We start from the raw sequence: 20,592 nt of genomic DNA, 5'->3' as shown, positions 1-20,592 counted from the left end.
TCAAGGGTAGCCGGAAGCCCCCGCTTCCAGATTCGCCGGTCCAGCAAACGACGGTCATAGGAATCGCAAATATTCCCCGTGCTGAATGGAATCTGACCACTTCTGGAGGATTCATGGAACAGCTTGCCGCCGTCGGCCTCGATCTCGTCGCTATCGCGTTGCTCGCGTTCGCGGTGTACTTCCCCCGGCATCGCCGACGCGACCTCGCCGTCGCCTTCGTGGGCATCAACGTCGGAGTGCTCGCCGTCTCGATCGTTCTGGGCTCGACGACGGTCGGAGCGGGGCTCGGTCTCGGCCTCTTCGGCGTGCTCTCGATCATCCGCCTGCGCTCGAGCGAGATCGAACAGAGCGAGATCGCCTACTACTTCGCCGCGCTGGCGCTCGGCCTGATCACCGGCCTGTCGGGCGGAGTCACCTGGATCGGCGTCGTGCTGATGGCCCTCATCCTGGTGGCCCTCGCCCTCATCGACAGCCCGGCGCTCTTCCGCCGCTACCGCGACCAGCGCCTCATCCTCGATCGGGCCTACACCGACGAGACCGCGCTGCGCGCCGCGATCGAAGAGACCCTGGGCGGCCGCATCCACGTCGTCACCGTCCGAGAAGTCAACCTCGTCTCAGACACCACCGTCGTCGACGTGCGCTATGCCCTGAACAAGAGCGGGCGAGCGGATGCCGCATCCCCCGACTCCCATCAACTTGCACAGATCGCTGCCGGACGATGAGCACCCTCGAGACGGTGCCGGCCGTCGAACTCACACACTTCTCGCCCATCGACCTAACCGAGCTGAACGCCCTGGCGGCGTTGCAGACCCGGGTCGACCGCAAATACATCATTCCGGCCGCCGAGCTGCCGCGGATCGTCCGCTGCCTTCCCGGTTCCACCCGCATGCTGCACATCGACGGCACCTCGACGCTGACCTACGCCTCACGCTATTTCGACACGCCCGAACTCGACAGCTATCTGCGCACCGCGCGCGGACGTCGCCGCCGGTTCAAGGTGCGTGCCCGCACCTACGTCGACTCCGGCGACTCGTTTCTCGAGGTCAAGACCAAGAGCGGCAGATCGGCAACGGTCAAGCAGCGCGTGCCCGTGGCCCGCGGCGAGCTCGACGCCGCCGCCAGAGAACACGCGGCCGGGCTGCTGGCCGCCGCCGACATTCCGGCCGCCGAGCACCTCGCCCACCGCCTGCGCCCGACGATGGACTCTTCATACCGCCGCATCACGCTGCTGCTGCCGAGCAACGTGCCCGCCGAGAACTCGCGCACGACGATCGACATCGACCTCGAGTGGCGTGCACCGGGCCGCGGCATCCTTCGCCTTGACGATCGCGTGATCGTCGAGACCAAGTCGGGCCGCCGCGCCGGGGCGATGGACCGTGCGCTGTGGCGTGCCGGTCACCGCCCCGCCTCGATCTCCAAGTACGGCACGGGAATGGCCGCGCTGTATCCCACTCTTCCCAGCAACAAATGGCGCCGCACACTCACCCGGCACTTCGCGGGCGCCGAGCGCTTCACCGACGAAAGGACCTCCTCATGACTTCGCAACGCCCTCCCCACCGGCTCTGGCTGCTGGCAGCACCCGCCCTGGCGCTTTCTCTCGTGCTCGCAGGATGCAGCGGCGCGGCCTCAGGTGATGAGTCAGCTGCCGCGGCCAGCGCGTCGCCGGCGCGACAGACGGCGGCGCAGGTGCTCGGCGCCAATCAAGAGACCCACGACTCCGCCGACGACGCCGACTGGTCGGCCGACGACGCAGTGACCATCACGCTCGACGGCACGTCGGCGACGGCCTCCGCCACCGAGGGCGTCGCGGTGAAGGACGGCGTCGTCACGATCAGCGCGCCCGGCACCTATGTGCTCTCGGGAGACTCGACCGGGCACGTGGTCGTCGACAGTGCCGCCGACGGCGCGGTGACCCTCGTCCTGAACGGCGTCACCATCACCAACGCCGACGGACCGGCCATCGACATCGAGGCCGCCGATGAGGCGGTCGTGATCCTCGCCGACGGCACCACGAACGCCCTGCGCGATGCCACCTCGTATGCGGACGACGCCGACGCGAACGCGGCCCTGTACAGCAAGGCCGATCTGACCATCACCGGCACCGGCACGCTCACCGTCGACGGGCGCGGCAACGATGCTATCGCCAGCAGCGACGGGCTGGTCATCCAGTCGGGCACCATCGATGTGACCGCCGTCGACGACGGCATCCGCGGCAAGGACTATCTCGTCATCCGCGGCGGCACCATCACCGTCGACGCCGGCGGCGACGGACTGAAGTCCGACAACGACGAGCAGGCCGAGCGCGGCTACGTCGATATCGCGGATGGCACTGTCACCGTCACCAGTGGTGACGAGGGGGTGGATGCCGCAACCGACGTGGTCACCACGGGTGGCACACTCGCCATCGTGGCCGGCGGCGGATCGGCAGAAGACCCCGACCAGGGTGCCAAGGGCGTGTCGGCCGGGGTGATAGCGGTGTTCGAGGGCGGGACCATCACGGTCGACGCCGCCGACGACGCCGTGAACACCGACCAGTACGCGCATTACAACGGCGCCGATGTGACGCTTTCAACCGGCGACGACGGCACGCACGCCGATCAAGCCCTGGCGGTGTCGGCCGGATCGGTCACGGTGACCAAGGCCAACGAAGGCCTCGAGTCGGCGGCCATCGACATCGCCGACGGCACTGTCGATATCACCACCTCAGATGACGGCATCAACGTGTCGGAGCCCGATGAGGGCACCGGCGCGCAGACGTTGACGATCTCGGGCGGCACGGTGCTGGTCGACGCCGAAGGCGATGGCCTCGATGTCAACGCCGGCACTATCACGCAGTCGGGCGGCACCGTCGTGGTCAGCGGTCCGACCCGCGACGGCAACGGGGCGTTGGATGCCGACAAGGGCATGACGATCTCGGGCGGCGTGCTGCTGGCGGCCGGTCCGAGCGGCATGGCGGTGGCTCCGTCGGCCGACTCGAAGCAGGCGACGGTCGAGTTCACGCTCGACGCGGCCGCCGATGCCGGAACGGTGCTGACAGTGCTCGACGCAGACAAGAAGGCGCTGGCCTCGGTCACCCTCGCCAAGAATGCCTCGAACGTGGTCTACTCCGCGCCCGAGCTCAGCAACGGCGACGAGTACACCCTGGTCTCGGGCGGCACTGCCGGCGCGACGGTGGCAGGTCCGCTCGCCGAGGCGGGAACGGCGGGCGCGACGACGGTGGCGACGGCCACGGCCGGTGAGCAGACATCGTCGGAGATGGGCGGCCCCGGCGGAGGCGGAGGCGGCTTCGGCGGCGGGCAGGGCGGCCCTGGCGGTCAGGGCGGTGAGCGGCCCACCGATATGCCCGAGCGGCCCGATGGCGCGCCCACCGACATGCCCCAGCCGCCGGACGGTGCTCCCACCGACATGCCGTCGGGTGGGCCCGCGCAGCCCGGTGACCAGGGGTCGTCGAGCTCGGACTCCGGCAGTTGAGACGCCGCAGGCGCCGGTATACCGGCGCCTGCGGTTGCTCGTGAGTGCCGGGGCTCCGGCACTCACGATCAGTCGATAGCGCCGATACGCCAGTGCGCGGTGGCCGATTCGCCCGGTTCCAGCGTGATCAGGCCGGTGTCGTACGGATAGCGCTCGGCGTTGAAGGCATCGGGTGCGCACGTCATCGGCTCGAGCGCGACGCCCGCGCGGTGCGCCGGGTCGGCCTCGCCGCCGGGCTGGTCGGAGGTGAAGACCTGCACCCACGGGCACGCGGCATCCCACACCATCTCGACACCTGAGCCTGAGGTATCCGTCAGCCGTGCCGTCACGACGCCGTCGGCGTCACCGGCGAGCGCGGTGAACGCGTGGTCGATCTCTGCGCTGCCGATCGGGCGCGCGGTGCGGAAGTCGAAACGGGCGGGATCGGCGTCGACGCCGGTCAGCTCGGTCGGGATGAGTCGATCGGGCGTGACCTGCAGCACCTGCGCGGCGGGCAGCTCGAAGCTCCAGTCGTCGACATGGCCTTCGCCCGCCACGAGGTAGGGGTGCGCCGAGGTGCCCCACGGGGCGGGCTGCTCTGACTCATTGACGGCGGTCACCGACTGGGTCAGGCCGAGCGAGGTGAGCGTGTAGGTCGTACGCACGAGAACGCGCCACGGGTACCCCTTCTGTGCCTCAACGACGGCCTCGAGACTGAGATGGCTGGGCTTCTTGTCGACGGGGACGAACTCGACCCACGAAGCCAGTCCGTGCAAGGCGTGCCCGCGGGCCGGTTCGGTCAGCGCCACCTGTTGCGGTACACCGCCGAAGGTGTAGCGGCCATCGACGATGCGGTTCGGCCAGGGTGCCAGCGTCGCGCCGCGGTGGCCCGGACGCACCTCGTCGGCGTCGAACGGGACGACCAGATCGCGGCCCCGGTAGGTGAGGCTGCGCAGCGATGCGCCGACGCCGGCGATGACCGCCTCGTAGTCTCCCGCGCGCAGCGCGTGCTGGGTTCCGGACAGGGGTGTGCGTGCCATGAAAAGACTTCCTGGATGCGATGTCGGGGGTCAACGGGCGATTCTACCCGGATGGGAACGGTCACACCCTCAGCGGGCCTCGCCGGCCGGTGTCGGTCTCACGGCGTAGGCTCGAACGCACGGAGGTGCATCATGGCAGACGATCCCCGCGAAGAGGCCGCGCGTTACCGTCAGGAGCGAGAGCGGCGCGAACACCCCGAGTTCTACGGCGAAGAGCCGGCCGCGGCATCCACTCCCCGCCCGATGACCGAGACCGAACGCTGGGCGTACGTGGAGACGTCGCTGCAGCAGGCGATCCGGCGCGGCGAGTTCGACGACCTGCCCGGGGCGGGAAAGCCGCTGCAGGGGCTGGGCGACCACCATGATCCGGACTGGTGGATCCGCCGCAAGATCCAGACCGAGCAGCTCAGTGGGCTCGGACCGCCGGCGCTCACACTGCGCGTGGAGAACCAGCGTCTGAACGAGACGTTGGACGGGATGCCGCGCGAGGCCGACGTGCGCGAGCACCTCGAAGACTTCAACCGTCGCGTGATCGAGGCGCGCCGCCAGCTGCAAGGCGGGCCGCCGGTGGTGACCCCGACACGGGATGTCGAGGCCGAAGTGGCCGCATGGCGAGCGCGGCGGGCGCAGCGCGAACGCGCACAGGCCTCCGTGCAGGAAGAAGCCGAGGCATCCCCTCACCCTCGGCGGCGTTTCGCACGGCGTCGCAACCGCACGCGCGAGAACCAGACCGACTGAGTACGCGCTACACGCTCGACTGGCGGCGCGCCTCGCGCGCGGCGCGGCGTTCGGCCCTGCTCGGACGGGCGGTTGCCGCCGCCGCCGCGCCCGCGTCGCTTCGCAGCATCGCCGTGATCATCGAGTTCGCCACCGCCACCAGCGGAACGGCGAACAGCGCACCCGGCACCCCGGCGATGCCGGTTCCGGCGGCGACAGCCACCACGACGGCGATCGGGTGCACCTTGACGGCGCCGCCGATCAGCAGCGGCTGCATCACATGCGCCTCGAGCAGGTGCACGCCCAGCACTCCGGCGAGCATGATGATCGCCGGCAGCGGGCCGGCGAACACGAGTGCTATCGCGACAGCGATGATGCCACTGACGATGGCCCCGATCACGGGGATGAACGAGGCGAGCAGCACGATGACGGCGATGGGCACAGCCAGCGGCAGTCCGAGGAAGAACGCGACCAGGCCGATGCCGACCGCATTGACGAGCGCGACGAGTATCTGCACCCGCACGAAACTGGTCAACGTGATCCAGCCGGCACGGCCGGCGCGGATCATGCCCGGCCGACCGTTCTTCGGGAACAGTCGCACGATCCATGACCAGATTCCTCGACCGTCGATGAGCATGAAGATCGTGGCGAACAGCGCGATGAGCGCACCGGTGAGCACGTGACCGGCTGCCGATCCGACCTCGAGGGCGCCCCCGACCAGCGCGCTGCTGTCTTTTTGCACCCAGGCACCGAGGCTCTTCAGATAGCCGTCGAGCTGCGTGTCAGAGATGCTCAAGGGCGGCTGGCGCAGCGCCTCACGCAGCCGGTCGTACGCCGCCGTCCATTCCGTGCGCAGCGCCGGAAGGCCCGCGCGCACCTGCCAGATGATCAGCAGCGTCAACCCGCCCAGCGCGACCACCACGGCGATCAGACCGAGCATGATCGCGAGCCAATGCGGCCAGCCATGAGAGGTCAACACCCTGATCAGAGGGCTCAGCAGCGCTGAGACGAGCACGGCCACCAGCAGGGGGACGACGATCTCGTGAAAGGTGATGACGAGATAGATCGCCACCCCGGCCGCCGCGGCGATCGCCAGCAGTCGCCATGACCATTCCGAGGCGGCACGCACCCGGTGCGGCACAGCGCTGTCATGCTCTGGGTGCCGTTCCCGACGGACGATTGCTGATGCCATGAGATCCCCCTCGGCTCACGCCGGGCGCTGCACCCGGCGTGCAGGGATCTTACGCGCCGCAGCTGCCCGCGCGGCCAGGCACCCTCACCCCCGCGGGATGCCTGCCAGAAGCTCGGCGAACACGTCGCCTGCGTCGTCGCGGGTCGCCAGCGCCGCCGACTGCCCCGCCCACAGCGACTGGTACTCCCCCAGGCCGCGTTTGCCCGCCTCGGCACGGAACTGGCCGGTGAGCCAGTTCTGCGCGGGGAAGGGCGCCGTGGCGTCGGCGGCTTCGAGCGTGCGGACCGCGCGATTCGGGATGCCGCGGCTCAGCCGCCCGCTCATGGCACGCGTGAGCACGGTGGTCGTGTCGGTCGATGCGGCGATGGCCTGGCGGTGGGCGTCGGATGCCGCGGACTGGCGCGTGCGCAGGAACGCGGTGCCCACCTGCACGCCCGATGCTCCCAGGGCGAACGCGGCCGCCACTCCCCGCCGGTCGGCGATGCCCCCGGCGGCGATGACCGGCACCGAGACGGCATCGGCCACCTGCGGCACCAGGGCGAAGGTACCCACCAGCGACTGCTCGGCCGGTACGAGGAACGACACGCGATGCCCGGCAGCCTCGGCACCGCTGGCGACGATGGCGTCGACGCCCGCGGCATCCATCGCCCGCGCTTCGGCGACGGTCGTGACCGTTCCGGTGATCCGGATGCCGCGCTCGTGCGCTGCGGTGACGAGTGCGGCCGACGGCACGCCGTACACCACGCTGAGCACGGCGGGCGCCCCCTCGAGCACGGCCTGCAGCTGCTCGTCGGGATCGGGAAGGAAGCGCCGTGGCGGGGCCGGAACAGGCACACCGAGCTCGTCGAACAGCGGTGCTGCCGCGGTGGAAGCCGCAGTGAGATCGATGTCGTCCGGCGTGACCTCGTCGCCGGTGGGCAGCCACAGATTCACCGCGAACGGCCGGTCGGTGGCCTGGCGCAGGGCGGCGATCGTCTCGCGGATGCGCTCGGGTGCGTATCCGTACAGGCCGTACGAACCCAGGCCGCCCGCGTCGCTCACCGCGGCGACCAGTTCGATGGACGAGAGTCCCCCGAACGGACCGAGGACGATGGGATGCTCGATGCCGAGCGCGTCGCGCAGAGTCATGACTCGACGCTACCGCCGTGGTGGCGCTCAAAACTCAGCTGAATTCGTACGATCTGCTCGAGAAAAGGCTTCCTTGCCCCGGTGCGCACGGATCAGCTGAGTGCTGAACGCCCGGGGTGGCCTACAGGCCCTGTGCGAGCCGGTAATAGGCCTGGTTCCAGCGCACCTCGCGCTGAAAGCCGCGCACGGTGGTGTCTTCGTCGATGACCAGCAGTTCGATCTGTGCCATCTCGGCGAAGTCGCGCCACACGTCGATACCCACCGCGGTGGTCATGACGGTGTGGTGCGCAGCACCGGCGGTCAGCCAGCACGTCGCCGAGGTGGTGAAGTCGGGTTGCGGCTTCCACACCGCGCGACCGACCGGCAGCTTGGGCAGATCGGGCGCCGACACGTTCTCGACGACGTTGGCGACCAGGCGGAACCGGTCGCGCATGTCGCTGAGGGCCACGACGACGGCCGGGCCCGGGTCGGCGGTGAACACCAGGCGCACCGGGTCGTCCTTGCCGCCGATGCCCAACGGGTGCACTTCGAGTCGCGGGGTGGCGGTGGTCAGCGACGGCGAGACCTCGAGCATGTGCGCCCCGAGGATCTTCTCGTCGCCGGGCAGGAGGTCGTAGGTGTAGTCCTCCATGAGCGAGGCGCCGCCGGGCAACCCCGCGCCCATCACGTTGGCGATGCGGATCAAGATGGCGGTCTTCCAGTCACCTTCCGCGCCGAATCCATAGCCCTCGGCCATGAGCCGCTGCACGCCCAGGCCCGGCAGCTGCGTGAGTGCGCCGAGGTCTTCGAACGAGGTGGTGAACGCGCCGAACCCGCCCTGTTCGAGAAACGAGCGCAGCCCGAGCTCGATGGCCGCGCCGTCGCGCAGCGACTGGTGGCGCTCACCGCCGCGCAACAATTCAGTCTGAACCTCGTACAGATCCAGGTATTCGGCGACCAGCGCGTCGATGTCGGCGTCGGCAGACTGAGTTACTGCCGCTGCCAGCTCATTGACACCCCAGGTGTTCACCTGCACGCCGAGCCGCAGCTGCACCTCGGTCTTGTCGCCCTCGGTCACGGCCACATGGCGCATATTGTCGCCGAAGCGCGCGAGTTTGAGGGTGCGGGATGCCGCGAGCCCGGCCGCCGCCCGCTGCCACTGCTCGATCTGCCGCCGCACGATCGGGTTCGAGACGTGGCCGACGACGGTCTTGCGCGGCACGCCCAGCCGGGTCTGGATGTAGCCGAACTCGCGGTCGCCGTGGGCTGCCTGATTCAGGTTCATGAAGTCGAAGTCGATGTCGTTCCACGGCAGCTCGACGTTGGCCTGGGTGTGCAGGTGCAGCAACGGCTTGCGCAGCGCGTCGAGTCCGGCGATCCACATCTTGGCGGGGCTGAAGGTGTGCATCCACGCGATCAGGCCGATGACCTCGTCACGCGCATTCGCCTCCAGCGCCAGGCGACGAATGCCGTCGGGATCGGTGAGCACGCTCTTGTAGACCACCTTCACGGGCAGCGTGCCCAGGCCCTCGACGACCTGCTGCGACTGCGCGGCGACCTGGCGCAGCGTTTCGTCGCCGTAGAGAGTCTGACTGCCGGTGACGAACCAGACCTCGTAGCCGTCGAGTGTGGTGTTCAGGGTCATGGTTTTCCTTCCGAGATGGCGGCGACGGCGGCGCGCTCGACGGCGAGCCCCGCGCGATAGCGGTCGAGGTATGCGGAGAACCCGGCGACGTCGGCCGGATCGGGGGTGGCGACATCCACCGCCGCCGATGCGAAGACGCTATCGCGCAGGTAACTGGTCAGGTCGAGAGTGGATGCCTCAGCGCAGAACGCCGCGAGCAAGGCGATGCCCCACGCCCCGCCCTCCGACGCCGTCTGGCCCACCGCGACGGGCGCGTTCAGCGCGGCCGCGAGAAACCGCTGAGCGACCCCGGCCGTGCGGAACATTCCGCCGTGGGCATACATCGTCTCGAGGGCGACATGCTCGTCGGCAAGGATGCGCATGCCCAGCGCCAGGGTGCCGAACACGCCGTAGATCTGGGCGCGCATGAGGTTCGCCAGCGTGAACGCACTGTCGGGGGTTCGCACGAAGAGCGGCCGGCCGGCATCGGTGCCGGCGATCGGCTCGCCGGCGAGGTGGTTGTAGGCGAGAAGCCCGCCCGCGTCGGCGTCACCGTCGAGAGCTTCGCGGAAGAGCACATCGAACACCGCATCGGCGTGGACAGGGTGCCCGGATGCCGCGGCGAACCGCTCGAACAGGCCGGCCCACGCCGCCAGTTCGCTGGCGCCGTTGTTGCAGTGCACCATCGCGACCGGGTCGCCGGCGGGGGTGGTGACCAGGTCGATCTCGTGGTGCACGTCGGCAAGGGCATGCTCAAGCACGACCATTGCGAAGATGCTGGTGCCGGCGCTGACGTTCCCGGTGCGGGGAGCGACGGCGTTCGTGGCGACCATGCCGGTTCCGGCATCCCCTTCCGGCGGGCACAACAGCGCCCCCGGCTGCAGCATGCCTGACGGGTCGAGCAGCGCGGCACCGTCGGGCGTGAGCGCTCCGGCCGCATCACCCGCGGTGAGCACTTCGGGCAGTAGCTCGCGCAGCGGCGGAATGCCTTCGACGCGATCGTCGTATCGCGCCAGCAGCGCGGCATCGTAGTCACCGGTTCTCGGATCGATCGGGAACATGCCCGAGGCATCCCCCACTCCCAGCACCCGCCGACCGGTGAGTCGCCAGTGCACGTACCCGGCGAGGGTCGTGAGAAAACGCACGTCGCGCACGTGCGGCTCGTCGTCGAGCACTGCCTGGTGCAGGTGGGCGATCGACCACCGCAGGGGGATGTTCTGCCCGAACAGTTCGGTCAGCTCGGCGGCGGCGCGGCCGGTGGATGTGTTGCGCCAGGTGCGGAACGGCACGAGCGGCGCATCGTCGGCGCCGAAGGCGAGATAGCCGTGCATCATCGCCGAGACGCCGATCGCCCCGACCCGCTCAAGCGGCACCTCGTAGCGCTCACGCACCTGCGCGGACAGGTCGGCGAAGGCCGCCTCCAACCCTGCCCACACTTCGTCAAGCCCGTAGGTCCAGCAACCGTCGACGTAGGAGTTCTCCCACTCGTGCGCCCCAGTGGCGAGGATGTCGTTGACGTCGTCGCCCACCAGGCACGCCTTGATGCGGGTCGAGCCCAGCTCGATTCCGAGCACTGCCCGGCCGGCGGCGATCGCCTCGGCGCTCATGCGCCGCTCCGCCGCTCGTCGGAGCTCTGCCCGTACACGTTCTGGTACCGGTCATACAGACTGTCGATGGCCGCCTGAGGGATGGGCAGGATCTCGCCGCCGGCGCGGGCGATGTGCACCGTGCGGGCGACGTCTTCGAGCATGACGGCTGCCTTGACGGCGTCCTTCGCACTCGCCCCGATCGTGAAGGGGCCGTGGTTCTGCATGAGCACGGCGCGCGAGCGGTGCCCCCGCAAGGTCTGCACGATGCCGCGGCCGATCGAATCGTCACCGATGATCGCGAACGGTCCGACCGGGATCGGCCCGCCGAACTCGTCGGCCATCGCCGTGATGACGCACGGGATCTCTTCGCCGCGCGCCGCCCAGGCGACGGCATAAGTCGAGTGCGTGTGCACGACCCCGCCCACCTCGGGCATGTTCCGGTAGACGTAGGCGTGCGCGGCCGTGTCGCTGGACGGGCTGCGGTCGCTGCCGGCAGAGCCCGGAACCACATTGCCGTCCAGATCGCAGAGGATCATGTTCTCGGGCGCGAGATCGTCATATGAGACGCCCGAGGGCTTGATGACGAACAGATCGGCGCCGGGAACCCGCCCCGACACATTGCCGCCGGTCCACACGACCAGCCCGTACCTCACGAGTTCGCCGTGCAACCGCGCCACGTCGGCGCGCACCTGTGCGATGGCCTCGTCGATGTCTGTCACCATTGCCTCCATCGGGTCGACTTCGCATTATGTTACCGGTCACAGCGCGCTTTTGCCATCGCGGGGCGCGCGTGAGACGTGGAAGGCTGAGCATATGCGTATCGCCGTGACGGGTTCGTCAGGAAAGCTCGGTTCGGTCGTTGCGCGCGAGCTGCGCGCGGCCGGTCATGAGGTCACCGGGTTGGATGCCGCAGGAGTGCGCGGCCCCGGATTCGTCCAGGTCGAACTCACCGACTACGGGCAGGTCGTCGACGCCTTGACCGCCGTGAACGACCAGCATGACGGCGTCGACGCCCTCGTGCATCTGGCCGCGATCCCCGCGCCGGGCATCCGCAGCGACGTCGCGACGTTCCACAACAACATCACGGCGACCTTCAACGCGTTCTGGGCGGCGTCGCGGCTCGGCATCCGGCGCATCGTGTACGCCTCGAGCGAGACCGTGCTCGGGCTGCCGTTCGACGTTCCGCCGCCGTATGTGCCCGTCGATGAGGAGTACCCGCCGCGCCCCGAATCGGTGTACTCGCTGGTCAAGGTGCTCGAAGAGCGAATGGCGACCGAGCTCGTGCGCTGGCATCCCGAACTGTCCATCACGGCGCTGCGGTTCTCAAACGTCATGTGGCCCGAAGACTATGCCGCCTTCCCCGCGTTCGACGATGACCCGCTGCTGCGCAAGTGGAACCTGTGGGGCTACGTCGATGCGCGCGACGGCGCCCAGGCCGTGCACTGCGCGCTCGAGAAGGCGCGACCGGGCTTCGACCAGTTCATCGTCGCCGCCGCCGACACCGTCATGTCGCGGACGAACGACGAACTGCTGCGTCAGGTGTTCCCCGACGTGCCGCGGCACGAGCCGATCGGCGAGCACGACACTCTGCTGTCCATCGAGAAGGCGCGACGCCTGCTCGGGTACGAGCCTCGGTTCTCGTGGCGCGACGAGGTGGGCCGCGCGCCCGTCGTCTGAGGTGCGGACCCGCCTGCGAGCATCAAGCTGTTTGATGTTCTTGAGGCCAACGGGAAGGGGCCACAGTGGTCAACGGTAGGGTGGAAATCGTGGATGAGAGTGCGCGCGACCCACGAGGAGCTCCGGCGACCGACCGCCTCAACTACACCACCTACCGGCTCGCGCGGGCCCTGAACCGCGCCGCGGAGAACACGGCCCTGTCACTGGGCATCACCATGCCGCAGTTCCTCATTCTGCAGGTGCTGGGCGAGGGTCTCCCGCTCTCGAACGCGCAGGTCGCGCGTCGTACCTTCGTCAGTTCGCAGGCTGCCCACGTGGTCTCCGAGGAGATGCTGCGCGCCGGGCTCATCGAGAAGACCGAGCACCCCACCAACAGACGAGTACGCCTGGTCCGGCTGACCGACGCCGGGTGGGACGCCCTGTCAATCTGCACGCGGGATCTCGTCGAGCGCGAAGCGCGGTTGTCAGACGCTATAGAGTCGGCAGGAGAGGGTCAGACGCTCTCTGAGGTGCTCACTCGCGCGGCCGAGGCGCTCGCGGGCGGATATTTCGGCGATGCCGACGCCGAAGCCGAGGCGGTGGCGCTGCGGCGCCGTCCGGCGCACGGCAACCGGCTCTCGGCATCCTGACTCACTCCGTCACAGTCGCCCGCGCCCGGGTGCGCACCCACACGAAGACGGCCATGCACAATGCCGCACATCCGCCGATTGCCAGCGCGACACGGCCAGACGTCGCATCGATCACAGCTCCCATGACGACCGCGCCGATCGGGGCGACACCGTAGTTGCCGACCGTCACGAGCGACATCGTCCGCCCCAGCTGCTCCGGCGGCACACTCGCTTGCGCACTGGCGTTGAGCAGGCCTTGATAGAGCCCGACGCCAAGCCCGAGGACCGGGCCGAGCACCAGGAAGACCGCCAGCGTCGGGGCTGCGGCGCTGACGCCCAGCGCTCCGCCGAGCACGAGGCACCCCACTGCGAGAGAGCGCACCGACGCTGTCGGCGGCACTGCTGCGAGCACGCCGCCGACGATAGCGCCCAGCGCATTCAAGGCGTGCACGGCGCCGACGCTCGTGGCGTCCGCGCGGTATGTCAACGTGACCGTCGAGGTGAGCACCAGCATGAGATTTAGGGCGAGAAGCGCGACGGTCGAGTTGACCACCAGCAGCGTGACCAGCGACCGATGCCGCAGCATGGCCCGCACTCCCGTCCTGTCCTGGCGATCCACGACCGGTCGCGGGTGCAGGATTCGGGGCCGGATGAGCAGAATCAGCATGAAGACGATGACGAAGGATGCCGCATTCAGCAGCATGCACACCGCCGGTCCGAGAACTGCGAAGGCTATTCCTGCCAGCCCCGGGCCGATGGAACGCGCCGCGGCGAGCGCTATCGTACTGATCGACACCGCACGCGACAGCCCGCTCGTTCCGACGATCTCGAAGATGATGGCCTGAGCGGCCACCCGGTCGAAGGTGTTGACGGTACCAAGCGCGAACACGAGGGCGAGCACGGCCCAGATCGCCGGCTGGGCCGACGAGACGATGGCAGCCAGCCCGCAGACCACCACGGCCGACAGTGTCGAGGTGAACAGCAGGATGGTTCGCGGCCGCAGCCGGTCGGCCAGTCGCCCGGCCGGCACGCCGAGCAGCAGGAGGGGCAGGAACTGCGCTACTGTCACGCCGCTGAGCGACTGTGCGCTTCCCGTGGCTTCCAGCACCACGAGCGAGAGCGCGAGGTTCTGAAACCAAGTGCCGGTGTTTGACACAACCTGGCCGGTGAAGTAGAGAGTGAAACGCGCGTTGCCGAACGGGGTGAGCGCACTCAGACGCGTCATGCCCTCAGTCGCGGGCGGGGACGCGGGAGCGGATGAACTCTGCGATCCGCTCGTGCACGCGAGCACGCTCGGTCGAGCGTGAGTCGGCGTTGTTCGCCACGATCTCGAGAACCGGGATGTTCTGGTCCTCAAGTGCCTCGCTAATGAACGCGGCGCCCGGGGTGTCGTCGGCGACAAGATGCACGACACCGTCGATACCGTGCGAGAGGGCCTCCTTCACATACCAGCTCGACGACATCGGCGGCACGTACAGTAGATCCGTGAGTCCGACGAACCGTGCGGCCAGTGTGCGCACCGGGTCGACGCCGCGACGCAGATACCCATCCGCGGCGATGGCGAGGTACATTGACCAGACGAAGACGGCGCCGAACTCGTCCTGGAACGACCGATACATCTCCAGATCCGACCACAGCCCGCGCCCGATCCACATCAGACGGCGACGTTCACCGGCGTGCACGGCGACGCCACCCTCGATCCGCTCTGCGACCTCGTCGTGAAGGCGCCGAGCCGCCTCCACCGCCCACGGCGTGCCGCGGTGCCACTGCGGGACCATCACACTGGGGATGGAGTCCGTCACGGCTATCGGAGTGGGCCGGGCCGTGGCGATGAGTGCGCGGGTGCGCTGGTTCCACTCCGCCTGTTCGTTCGCCAGCGCCATGACCTCGACGAGGGCCTCGTGTTCCAGCGTCCGTCCGGTGCGATCCTCCAGCACCCCGATGAGCTGACGGATCTCCGCCTCGAGCAGGTCGATACGCTCTGCGCCGAAGACCTCCTCCCAGCGTTCCGGAACGAGATCCCACCACCCGTCGGGTGCGGGGACGGCCGCTGTGCGATTGAGGAGGAAGGTCTCGGTCCCCGCCCGCCGGCCCCACAGCTCGAAGATCTTGTGACTGACATCACCGCTGCGCTCCGACACCGCGAAGGTGGGCGAGGGCAGCCCGCCCCACGGCGCACGAGCCTCATCGAGCTCTTGCGCCCCCAGTGCCAGCGCGTCGTACTGGCGACTGTCATCTGGCAGGCCGTGCGCCGTCAACTGCGACAGCGCCGCAGGCCCCGTGCGCTTCGCGGCGATCACCGACGCCCACCACTGGTTGACGACGTACGGTATGTCGAGCGCGCGGAAGACCTCGTGCGGAGCATCCGCGTTGACGAAGGCCGTGGGCGCTCCGCCGGCGGCCCGCTCTCGCAGTCGTTGGAACCACTCGCGCTGGTACGACGTCGCCGCGACCGCGCTGGCGAGCCTGGCGGCGCTCATGACGCGATCCGTTCGTCAAGGATCTTTGCCGCAACCTCGGCAGCCACCGTCGTCGACTGCCCGCGGCGGATCCATCGCCGCGACAGTGCGGGGATGCCGGCGGTTGCGAGCTCGTCGCTGACGGCCGCGAAGTCCCAGGCGGGGGCTTCCTCGTCTTCGCGGATCAGTGAAAGGGCGAATCGTGCGCCGCCGGCCTGTGCGCTCGCACGCGTAAGCGCGGCGCGCGCCGCTATCGATGCGCCGGCCGAATCCGCTGTCCGCGCGAAGTGCAGTTCGACGAGTCCCTCGCAGACGTCATCGAGCTCGCCGGAATCGACGGACTCGCCGATCCACGCCTGGTCGCCAGTGGAGTGGTCATCGCTGACCACGACGAGTCCGTGCGCCTCCAGCGCGGCATACATCGTTGGATCCGGATGCGAGCTTCCCGTCACGTGCACGCGCACCAACTGGGAGGGCGCGGGATCGACCACGGCGTCGAGGGCGGCCACGGCATCCGTCACCGGCAATGCGCCGGCGGCGATGATCGCCGAGAGCGCGTCGGCGCCGGGCACGGCCGACGCCGCGCGGCGACGGGCACGCAACCGGACCAGCGCCGCTCCCACCTGCGACTCGGCCGCAGCCGCGGCTCGCAGACGGGAGGCCGTGGGCGATGTCCCCGACAGCCCGGCGCAGAACTCCGACAGGGCCGTCAACTGATGCGCGGCGAAGCGGCGGGCTGCGGGGCTGTCGAGGCGAGGCAGGTCGAGCAGGTGGACCGGCGGAAGTCCCTCGCCACGCAGCATCCGCAGCACGTAGAACAGACGCAGATGCGCCTGTGCGTCGTTGCACACCACGAGACCGGCGAGGTCGTCATGGCACCCCTCCAGTATTTCGGTCAGGATGCCGGTGACCACCGGATCCACGGCGCCGAGCAACGCGGATGCCCGCGCATCGAGCCGACCGTCCCATGTTCCGGTGAGGCGCTGGGGAACGGCATCGGCCGCCATCACGAGCTGACGCGGCACATCGTTGCCGACGATCCCGATGGTCGTCGTCACAGCACACCGTCCGTGCGCAGGCGGTCGATCGCCGGCGCCTCGAGCCCGAGCATCTCAGCCAGGACGGTGTCGGTGTGCTCGCCCAACGCCGGTGCGGGTTGGGAGAGATCAGCGCCACTGCGCGAGAAGGTCACGGGCAGCCCGCTGCCGTAGAGTCCGTCGATGTGGCCGAATTGCGGGTGGACGATCGGCACCACCTCGTGGCGCTGGAGCACGAGCTCGTCCCGCACGGCGTCTGCGGTGTCACGCACCGGCGCGACGGGCACGCCATGGGCCTCGAAGGTGTGCAGCACCTCGTCCATCGGCCTGGAGGCGGCCCACTGCGCGATCAGATCGTGCAGTTCGTCGGCGTTGTGCACGCGCGCGTCCCGCGAGGCGTACTTGGCGTCGCCGGCGAGATCTGCGCGGTCGATGGCGCGCAGAGCGCCGTCGGCGAAAGAATCCGTGGGCGCGCAGATGGCGAACCAGCCATCGGCCGAGCGGAAGGTGCCGAACGGCGCGAGCCGGGGCACATACGCGCCCGTGCGCAGCGGGATCCCGACCGATTCCAATGCATCGAACGGCTCGCACGCGACGAGCGAGGTGAGGCTTCCGAGCATCGAGACGTCGACATGCTGTCCTTCCCCTGTCTCGTCGGCGTGGATGACGGCGGCGAGGGTGCCGATCACCGCGAACATCGGCGCGACGAGATCGCCGACGGGCAGCCCGAACCGCACGGGCGGGTCGCCGGGCTCGCCCGCCGTCATCATGACGCCGCTGAGCGCCTGGATGATGGTGTCCATGGCCTTTCCATCGCCGACGGAGACCCCTTGCGCACCGAATCCGCTGATCGAGGTGTAGATCAGCTTCGAATTGACGGAGCGAACGGCGTCGTAGTCGATTCCCAGTCGCTTCGTGACGCCGGCACTGTAGTTCTCGACGATGATGTCGGCCTGACGCGCCAGGTCGAGGAAGATGTCGCGACTGGCAGGATGCTTGAGATTGAGCGTCATGCTCTCCTTGTTGCGGCCGCGCACCATCATCGACACCGACATATCGCGAGGATCCGACCGCCGGACGCTCAGGCCGTCCGCCGTCACGTACGGCGAGTTGTTCCGCGATGAGTCACCGCCGCGAGTGGGATTCTCGATCTTGATCACCCGCGCGCCCAAGCCGGCCAGCAGGAGCGTCGCGTAAGGGCCGGCCAGCGCCGTCGTCAGGTCGAGGATGACCTTCCCCTGAAGTGGTCCCTTGTTCTCGCTCATGCTGTTGCTCCTTCCAAGCCGATCGACAGCCCCCACGGCGTCGAAGGCGATTGCGGTTCCTGCATCGCGTCAGGTGCCCTCACTGTGGCACCGTGTCGCGTGGGGGTGGGGATGTGCGTTGCAGGAAGCTCTGCAGCCGCGTCGACCGCGGCGACCGGAAGAACTCCTGCGCCGGACGGTCTTCGATCACGTACCCGTCTGCCATGAAGACGCAACGGTCCGCGACATTGCGCGCGAACTCCATCTCGTGGGTGACGACGACCATGGTCATACCGGTGGTGGCCAGGTCCTTCATCACCTGCAGCACCTCATTGACGAGTTCGGGATCGAGCGAACTCGTCGGCTCGTCGAAAAGCAGGATGCGCGGATTCGCCGCGACAGCGCGGGCTATCGCGACGCGCTGCTGCTGTCCACCGGATAGCTGCCGGGGGTGCGCCTGCGCCTTGTCGGCCAGCCCGACCCGCTCGAGCAGTTCCATCGCGCGAGCACGTGCCTGCGCCGCCGGCACCTTGTGGACCCTGATCGGGGCTTCGGTGATATTACGCAGGACAGTCCAGTGCGGGAAGAGATTGAACTGCTGGAATACCATGCCCATCCGTCGTCGCTGACGCTGGATGTCGGCATCCGACATAGGGCGCAGGTGACCGCGATGCGTTTCGAACCCGAGCAGGTGCCCGTCCAGATACATCGCCCCACCGTCGACGGGCTCGAGCAGATCCACACAGCGTACGAGCGTCGACTTGCCCGAACCGGAAGGGCCGAGGATCGCGACGACCTCGGACTCGTTGACGGTGAAGTCGATGCCATCGAGCGCCACCTGATCACCGAAGGCCTTTCGCAGTCCCACGACCTCCAGAACGGGTGTCGTCGCTTGCGGGTTCATCGGGCTGCCTCCAGACGCTGAACGGGCTTACGGACCGACGCCGTGCGGACCAGCCCCCGGCTGAAGCGCCGTTCGACCTGACGCTGCACGACGGTCAGAGCCGCGACGACGACGAGGTACCAGATGACGGCGACGATGAGCATCGGCACCACTTCGTAGGTGCGGTTGTAGATGACCTGCACCGAGTGCAGTAGGTCACCCATCGCTATCACGCTGACCAGTGACGTGCCCTTCAGCAGCGCTATCACCTGCGATCCCGCCGGGGGAATGATCACTCGCATGGCCTGCGGCAGCACGACCCGCGAGAAGGCGTGCGAGCTCGAGAAACCCATCGCCTTGGAGGCATCCCGCTGACCCTGATCCACCGACGAGATCCCGGCGCGGATGATCTCTGCCATGTAAGCGGCTTCGTGCAGCGAGAGACCGATGACAGCGGCCGTCAGAGGCGTGATCACGTCGTTGGTCGGCCAGCTGAACAGCTCCGGCCCGAAGGGGACACCGATTGCGAGCTTGGGGATGAGGTACGCGAGGTTGTACCAGAAGATCAGCTGAACCAGCGGCGGGACGGCGCGGAAGACCCCCACGAACGCCACGCACGCCCACCGTACCGGGGGGAACGCGGCCAGTTGCCCGGCAGCCAGCACTGTACCCAACAACGATCCGAGGATCATGCCGACGGCGGTCAGCAGGACCGACATCACTAGCCCCAACAGCACTGAGGGGTTGAAGAGATACTCGCCCACCACCGGCCATTCAAAGCGCTCGTTGGTGACGAGGAAGAGCGCCAACCGGACGACGATCAGCGCCAGGACCACGCCGATCACCAGTCGCCACGGGTGGAACCGGCGACGCGCGTCGGCGACGTCCACGACGCCGTCGGTGCGCGGCGGCGTGATGATCGGCATGGTCATGGCGTGCTCCCTCTCAGCCGGCGGTGCTGGGGTTGAGCACGGGCGCTTCGACTGCGGCATCCTCAATGCCGTACCTGCTCATGACCTTCTGGTACTCACCGTTGTCGAAGATCGCTTGGAAGGCGGCGAGCATGGGTTCGGTCAGGCCGGTGCCCTTCGGGAGGAACATGGCGAGCTGGTCGACGCCGGCCCCTTGTTCGTCCGTCTGCATGACGTAGCCGTACTCGTCGGGCTGAGCGGCAAGCAGATCGATGGCAGATGCCTGGGTCGTACCCACGACGTCGGCACGGCCTGAATTGAGCGCCAGGATCGTCGAGTTGGTGTCTTCCAATCCGATGAACTGGGTCGCCTTCTTGCCCTGCTCCGTGCACCACTGGTTCAGCCGGTCCAGCTGCGTCTCGGTAACTGAGCCGGTGACTCCCGCGACGCGCATGCCGCAGATCGCTGAGCTGTCAGGGAACTGAGCCTTGTTCGCAGCCGGGAACAGGTACGACGTGCGCGTGGTCATCCAGACGATGGCGTCGAAGTCCTTCTCACGCTCAGGCGTCGCCCGCACGGGGCCGTTGAACCCGTCGTACCGGCCCGAGAGCATGCCGGTGAGCATGGCATCAAGGCCCGACGCCGTCTTGATTGTGAACGGGACACCGAGTTGCTCGGCCAGCGCCTTCTGCAGATCGGGGTCTATGCCCGTGAAGGTGCCATCTTCTTCGATGGTTCGGTACGGCGGGTGCGTGTCACCAGCGACGACGATCTCGCCGGCATCCTTGATCGCATCGGGCAGCTGACTGTACAGCGGTGCATCTGTCTGGACGTCGGACTGTCCCGGGTCGCTGGGTCCTGCACCCGGGGCAGACGAACATCCGACGAGCGCAAGCACCGCGGCAAGAGGGATCAGGGCTGTTCTACCTCGCATGGCCTACTCCACATCGTTGTGAGGAAATGCCTTCATGTGAAGGCACCCTCGATAATCTCATGCTTCTTGATATTTGTGAAGTTCAACGATTTACTGTTCTGCGCTCGCGATGCACGATCC

Annotated in this window: 19 protein-coding genes; 6 read left to right on the top strand and 13 right to left on the bottom strand. The window is 68.3% G+C overall.

Annotated features, from left to right (window positions below):
• Window positions 1-113: 113 nt before the first annotated feature.
• The 3 genes from ET475_RS10190 to ET475_RS10180 are packed head-to-tail and all read left to right on the top strand — an operon-like array spanning window position 114 to window position 3,471.
• Complete coding sequence (locus ET475_RS10190; RefSeq protein WP_129389475.1) at window positions 114-722, top strand: DUF4956 domain-containing protein; 609 nt, start codon at window positions 114-116, stop codon at window positions 720-722.
• Window positions 719-1,537 (top strand): polyphosphate polymerase domain-containing protein, encoded by an 819-nt coding sequence (locus ET475_RS10185; RefSeq protein ID WP_129389473.1) that lies wholly within the window; start codon window positions 719-721, stop codon window positions 1,535-1,537. The genes ET475_RS10190 and ET475_RS10185 overlap by 4 nt, the downstream gene beginning before the upstream one ends.
• Window positions 1,534-3,471: a carbohydrate-binding domain-containing protein gene (locus tag ET475_RS10180; protein WP_129389471.1), complete on the top strand. Its 1,938-nt coding sequence runs from the start codon at window positions 1,534-1,536 to the stop codon at window positions 3,469-3,471. Before ET475_RS10185 ends, ET475_RS10180 begins: the two co-directional genes overlap by 4 nt.
• A 68-nt stretch (window positions 3,472-3,539) precedes the next feature.
• On the opposite strand, the gene ET475_RS10175 is transcribed toward ET475_RS10180, so the two are convergent.
• A complete protein-coding gene (locus ET475_RS10175) occupies window positions 3,540-4,490 on the bottom strand; it encodes an aldose 1-epimerase family protein (RefSeq protein ID WP_129389469.1) in 951 nt (316 codons plus the stop codon).
• A 132-nt stretch (window positions 4,491-4,622) separates the two neighbouring features.
• Between ET475_RS10175 and ET475_RS10170 the strand changes: the two genes are divergently transcribed.
• Window positions 4,623-5,228 (top strand): DnaJ family domain-containing protein, encoded by a 606-nt coding sequence (locus tag ET475_RS10170; protein ID WP_129389466.1) that lies wholly within the window; start codon window positions 4,623-4,625, stop codon window positions 5,226-5,228.
• A gap of 7 nt (window positions 5,229-5,235) precedes the next feature.
• On the opposite strand, the gene ET475_RS10165 is transcribed toward ET475_RS10170, so the two are convergent.
• The 5 genes from ET475_RS10165 to ET475_RS10145 all read right to left on the bottom strand — a co-directional run bounded on the left by ET475_RS10165 (window position 5,236) and on the right by ET475_RS10145 (window position 11,438).
• The gene (locus ET475_RS10165) at window positions 5,236-6,399 is read right to left on the bottom strand and encodes an AI-2E family transporter (protein WP_129389463.1); all 1,164 of its coding nucleotides are present in this window, start codon (window positions 6,397-6,399) and stop codon (window positions 5,236-5,238) included.
• Window positions 6,400-6,483: 84 nt separating this feature from the next.
• Window positions 6,484-7,527: an NAD(P)H-dependent flavin oxidoreductase gene (locus ET475_RS10160; RefSeq protein ID WP_129389460.1), complete on the bottom strand. Its 1,044-nt coding sequence runs from the start codon at window positions 7,525-7,527 to the stop codon at window positions 6,484-6,486.
• A gap of 121 nt (window positions 7,528-7,648) precedes the next feature.
• Window positions 7,649-9,151, bottom strand: a complete 1,503-nt coding sequence (gene araA, locus ET475_RS10155; protein ID WP_129389457.1) for an L-arabinose isomerase — start codon at window positions 9,149-9,151, stop codon at window positions 7,649-7,651.
• Window positions 9,148-10,737 (bottom strand): xylulokinase, encoded by a 1,590-nt coding sequence (locus ET475_RS10150; protein ID WP_129389453.1) that lies wholly within the window; start codon window positions 10,735-10,737, stop codon window positions 9,148-9,150. The genes araA and ET475_RS10150 overlap by 4 nt, the downstream gene beginning before the upstream one ends.
• Window positions 10,734-11,438 (bottom strand): L-ribulose-5-phosphate 4-epimerase, encoded by a 705-nt coding sequence (locus ET475_RS10145; protein WP_242497595.1) that lies wholly within the window; start codon window positions 11,436-11,438, stop codon window positions 10,734-10,736. The genes ET475_RS10150 and ET475_RS10145 overlap by 4 nt, the downstream gene beginning before the upstream one ends.
• Before the next feature lie 94 nt (window positions 11,439-11,532).
• On the opposite strand from ET475_RS10145, the gene ET475_RS10140 reads away from it, so the two are divergent.
• Window positions 11,533-12,396 (top strand): NAD-dependent epimerase/dehydratase family protein, encoded by an 864-nt coding sequence (locus ET475_RS10140; protein ID WP_129389447.1) that lies wholly within the window; start codon window positions 11,533-11,535, stop codon window positions 12,394-12,396.
• Between the two features lie 89 nt (window positions 12,397-12,485).
• Window positions 12,486-13,025 (top strand): MarR family winged helix-turn-helix transcriptional regulator, encoded by a 540-nt coding sequence (locus tag ET475_RS10135; protein WP_129389444.1) that lies wholly within the window; start codon window positions 12,486-12,488, stop codon window positions 13,023-13,025.
• Between the two features lies 1 nt (window position 13,026).
• Here ET475_RS10135 and ET475_RS10130 read toward each other — a convergent pair whose 3' ends face one another.
• From ET475_RS10130 to ET475_RS10100, 7 genes are all read right to left on the bottom strand, one after another.
• Window positions 13,027-14,229 (bottom strand): MFS transporter, encoded by a 1,203-nt coding sequence (locus ET475_RS10130; protein WP_129389441.1) that lies wholly within the window; start codon window positions 14,227-14,229, stop codon window positions 13,027-13,029.
• Between the two features lie 4 nt (window positions 14,230-14,233).
• On the bottom strand, window positions 14,234-15,484 hold the full coding sequence (locus tag ET475_RS10125; RefSeq protein ID WP_129389438.1) for a 2-hydroxyacyl-CoA dehydratase family protein: 1,251 nt from the start codon (window positions 15,482-15,484) through the stop codon (window positions 14,234-14,236).
• A complete protein-coding gene (locus tag ET475_RS10120) occupies window positions 15,481-16,521 on the bottom strand; it encodes a 2-hydroxyacyl-CoA dehydratase family protein (protein ID WP_129389435.1) in 1,041 nt (346 codons plus the stop codon). Before ET475_RS10120 ends, ET475_RS10125 begins: the two co-directional genes overlap by 4 nt.
• On the bottom strand, window positions 16,518-17,765 hold the full coding sequence (locus ET475_RS10115) for a CaiB/BaiF CoA transferase family protein (RefSeq protein WP_129389433.1): 1,248 nt from the start codon (window positions 17,763-17,765) through the stop codon (window positions 16,518-16,520). The genes ET475_RS10120 and ET475_RS10115 overlap by 4 nt, the downstream gene beginning before the upstream one ends.
• A 79-nt stretch (window positions 17,766-17,844) precedes the next feature.
• Window positions 17,845-18,648 (bottom strand): amino acid ABC transporter ATP-binding protein, encoded by an 804-nt coding sequence (locus ET475_RS10110; protein WP_129389430.1) that lies wholly within the window; start codon window positions 18,646-18,648, stop codon window positions 17,845-17,847.
• Window positions 18,645-19,559, bottom strand: coding sequence for an amino acid ABC transporter permease (locus ET475_RS10105; RefSeq protein ID WP_207205331.1), 915 nt, complete (start codon window positions 19,557-19,559; stop codon window positions 18,645-18,647). Before ET475_RS10105 ends, ET475_RS10110 begins: the two co-directional genes overlap by 4 nt.
• Window positions 19,560-19,572: 13 nt before the next feature.
• Entirely contained in the window at window positions 19,573-20,472 is a 900-nt protein-coding gene (locus ET475_RS10100) for a transporter substrate-binding domain-containing protein (RefSeq protein WP_129389427.1), read from the bottom strand.
• Between the last annotated feature and the right edge of the window lie 120 nt (window positions 20,473-20,592).

The sequence above is a fragment of the Microbacterium protaetiae genome, assembly GCF_004135285.1.
In the GTDB taxonomy this organism is placed as follows: Bacteria; Actinomycetota; Actinomycetes; order Actinomycetales; family Microbacteriaceae; genus Microbacterium; species Microbacterium protaetiae.
The sequence above is the reverse complement of the archived record's forward strand: the minus strand, read 5'-3'. Positions and strand labels throughout refer to the sequence as shown.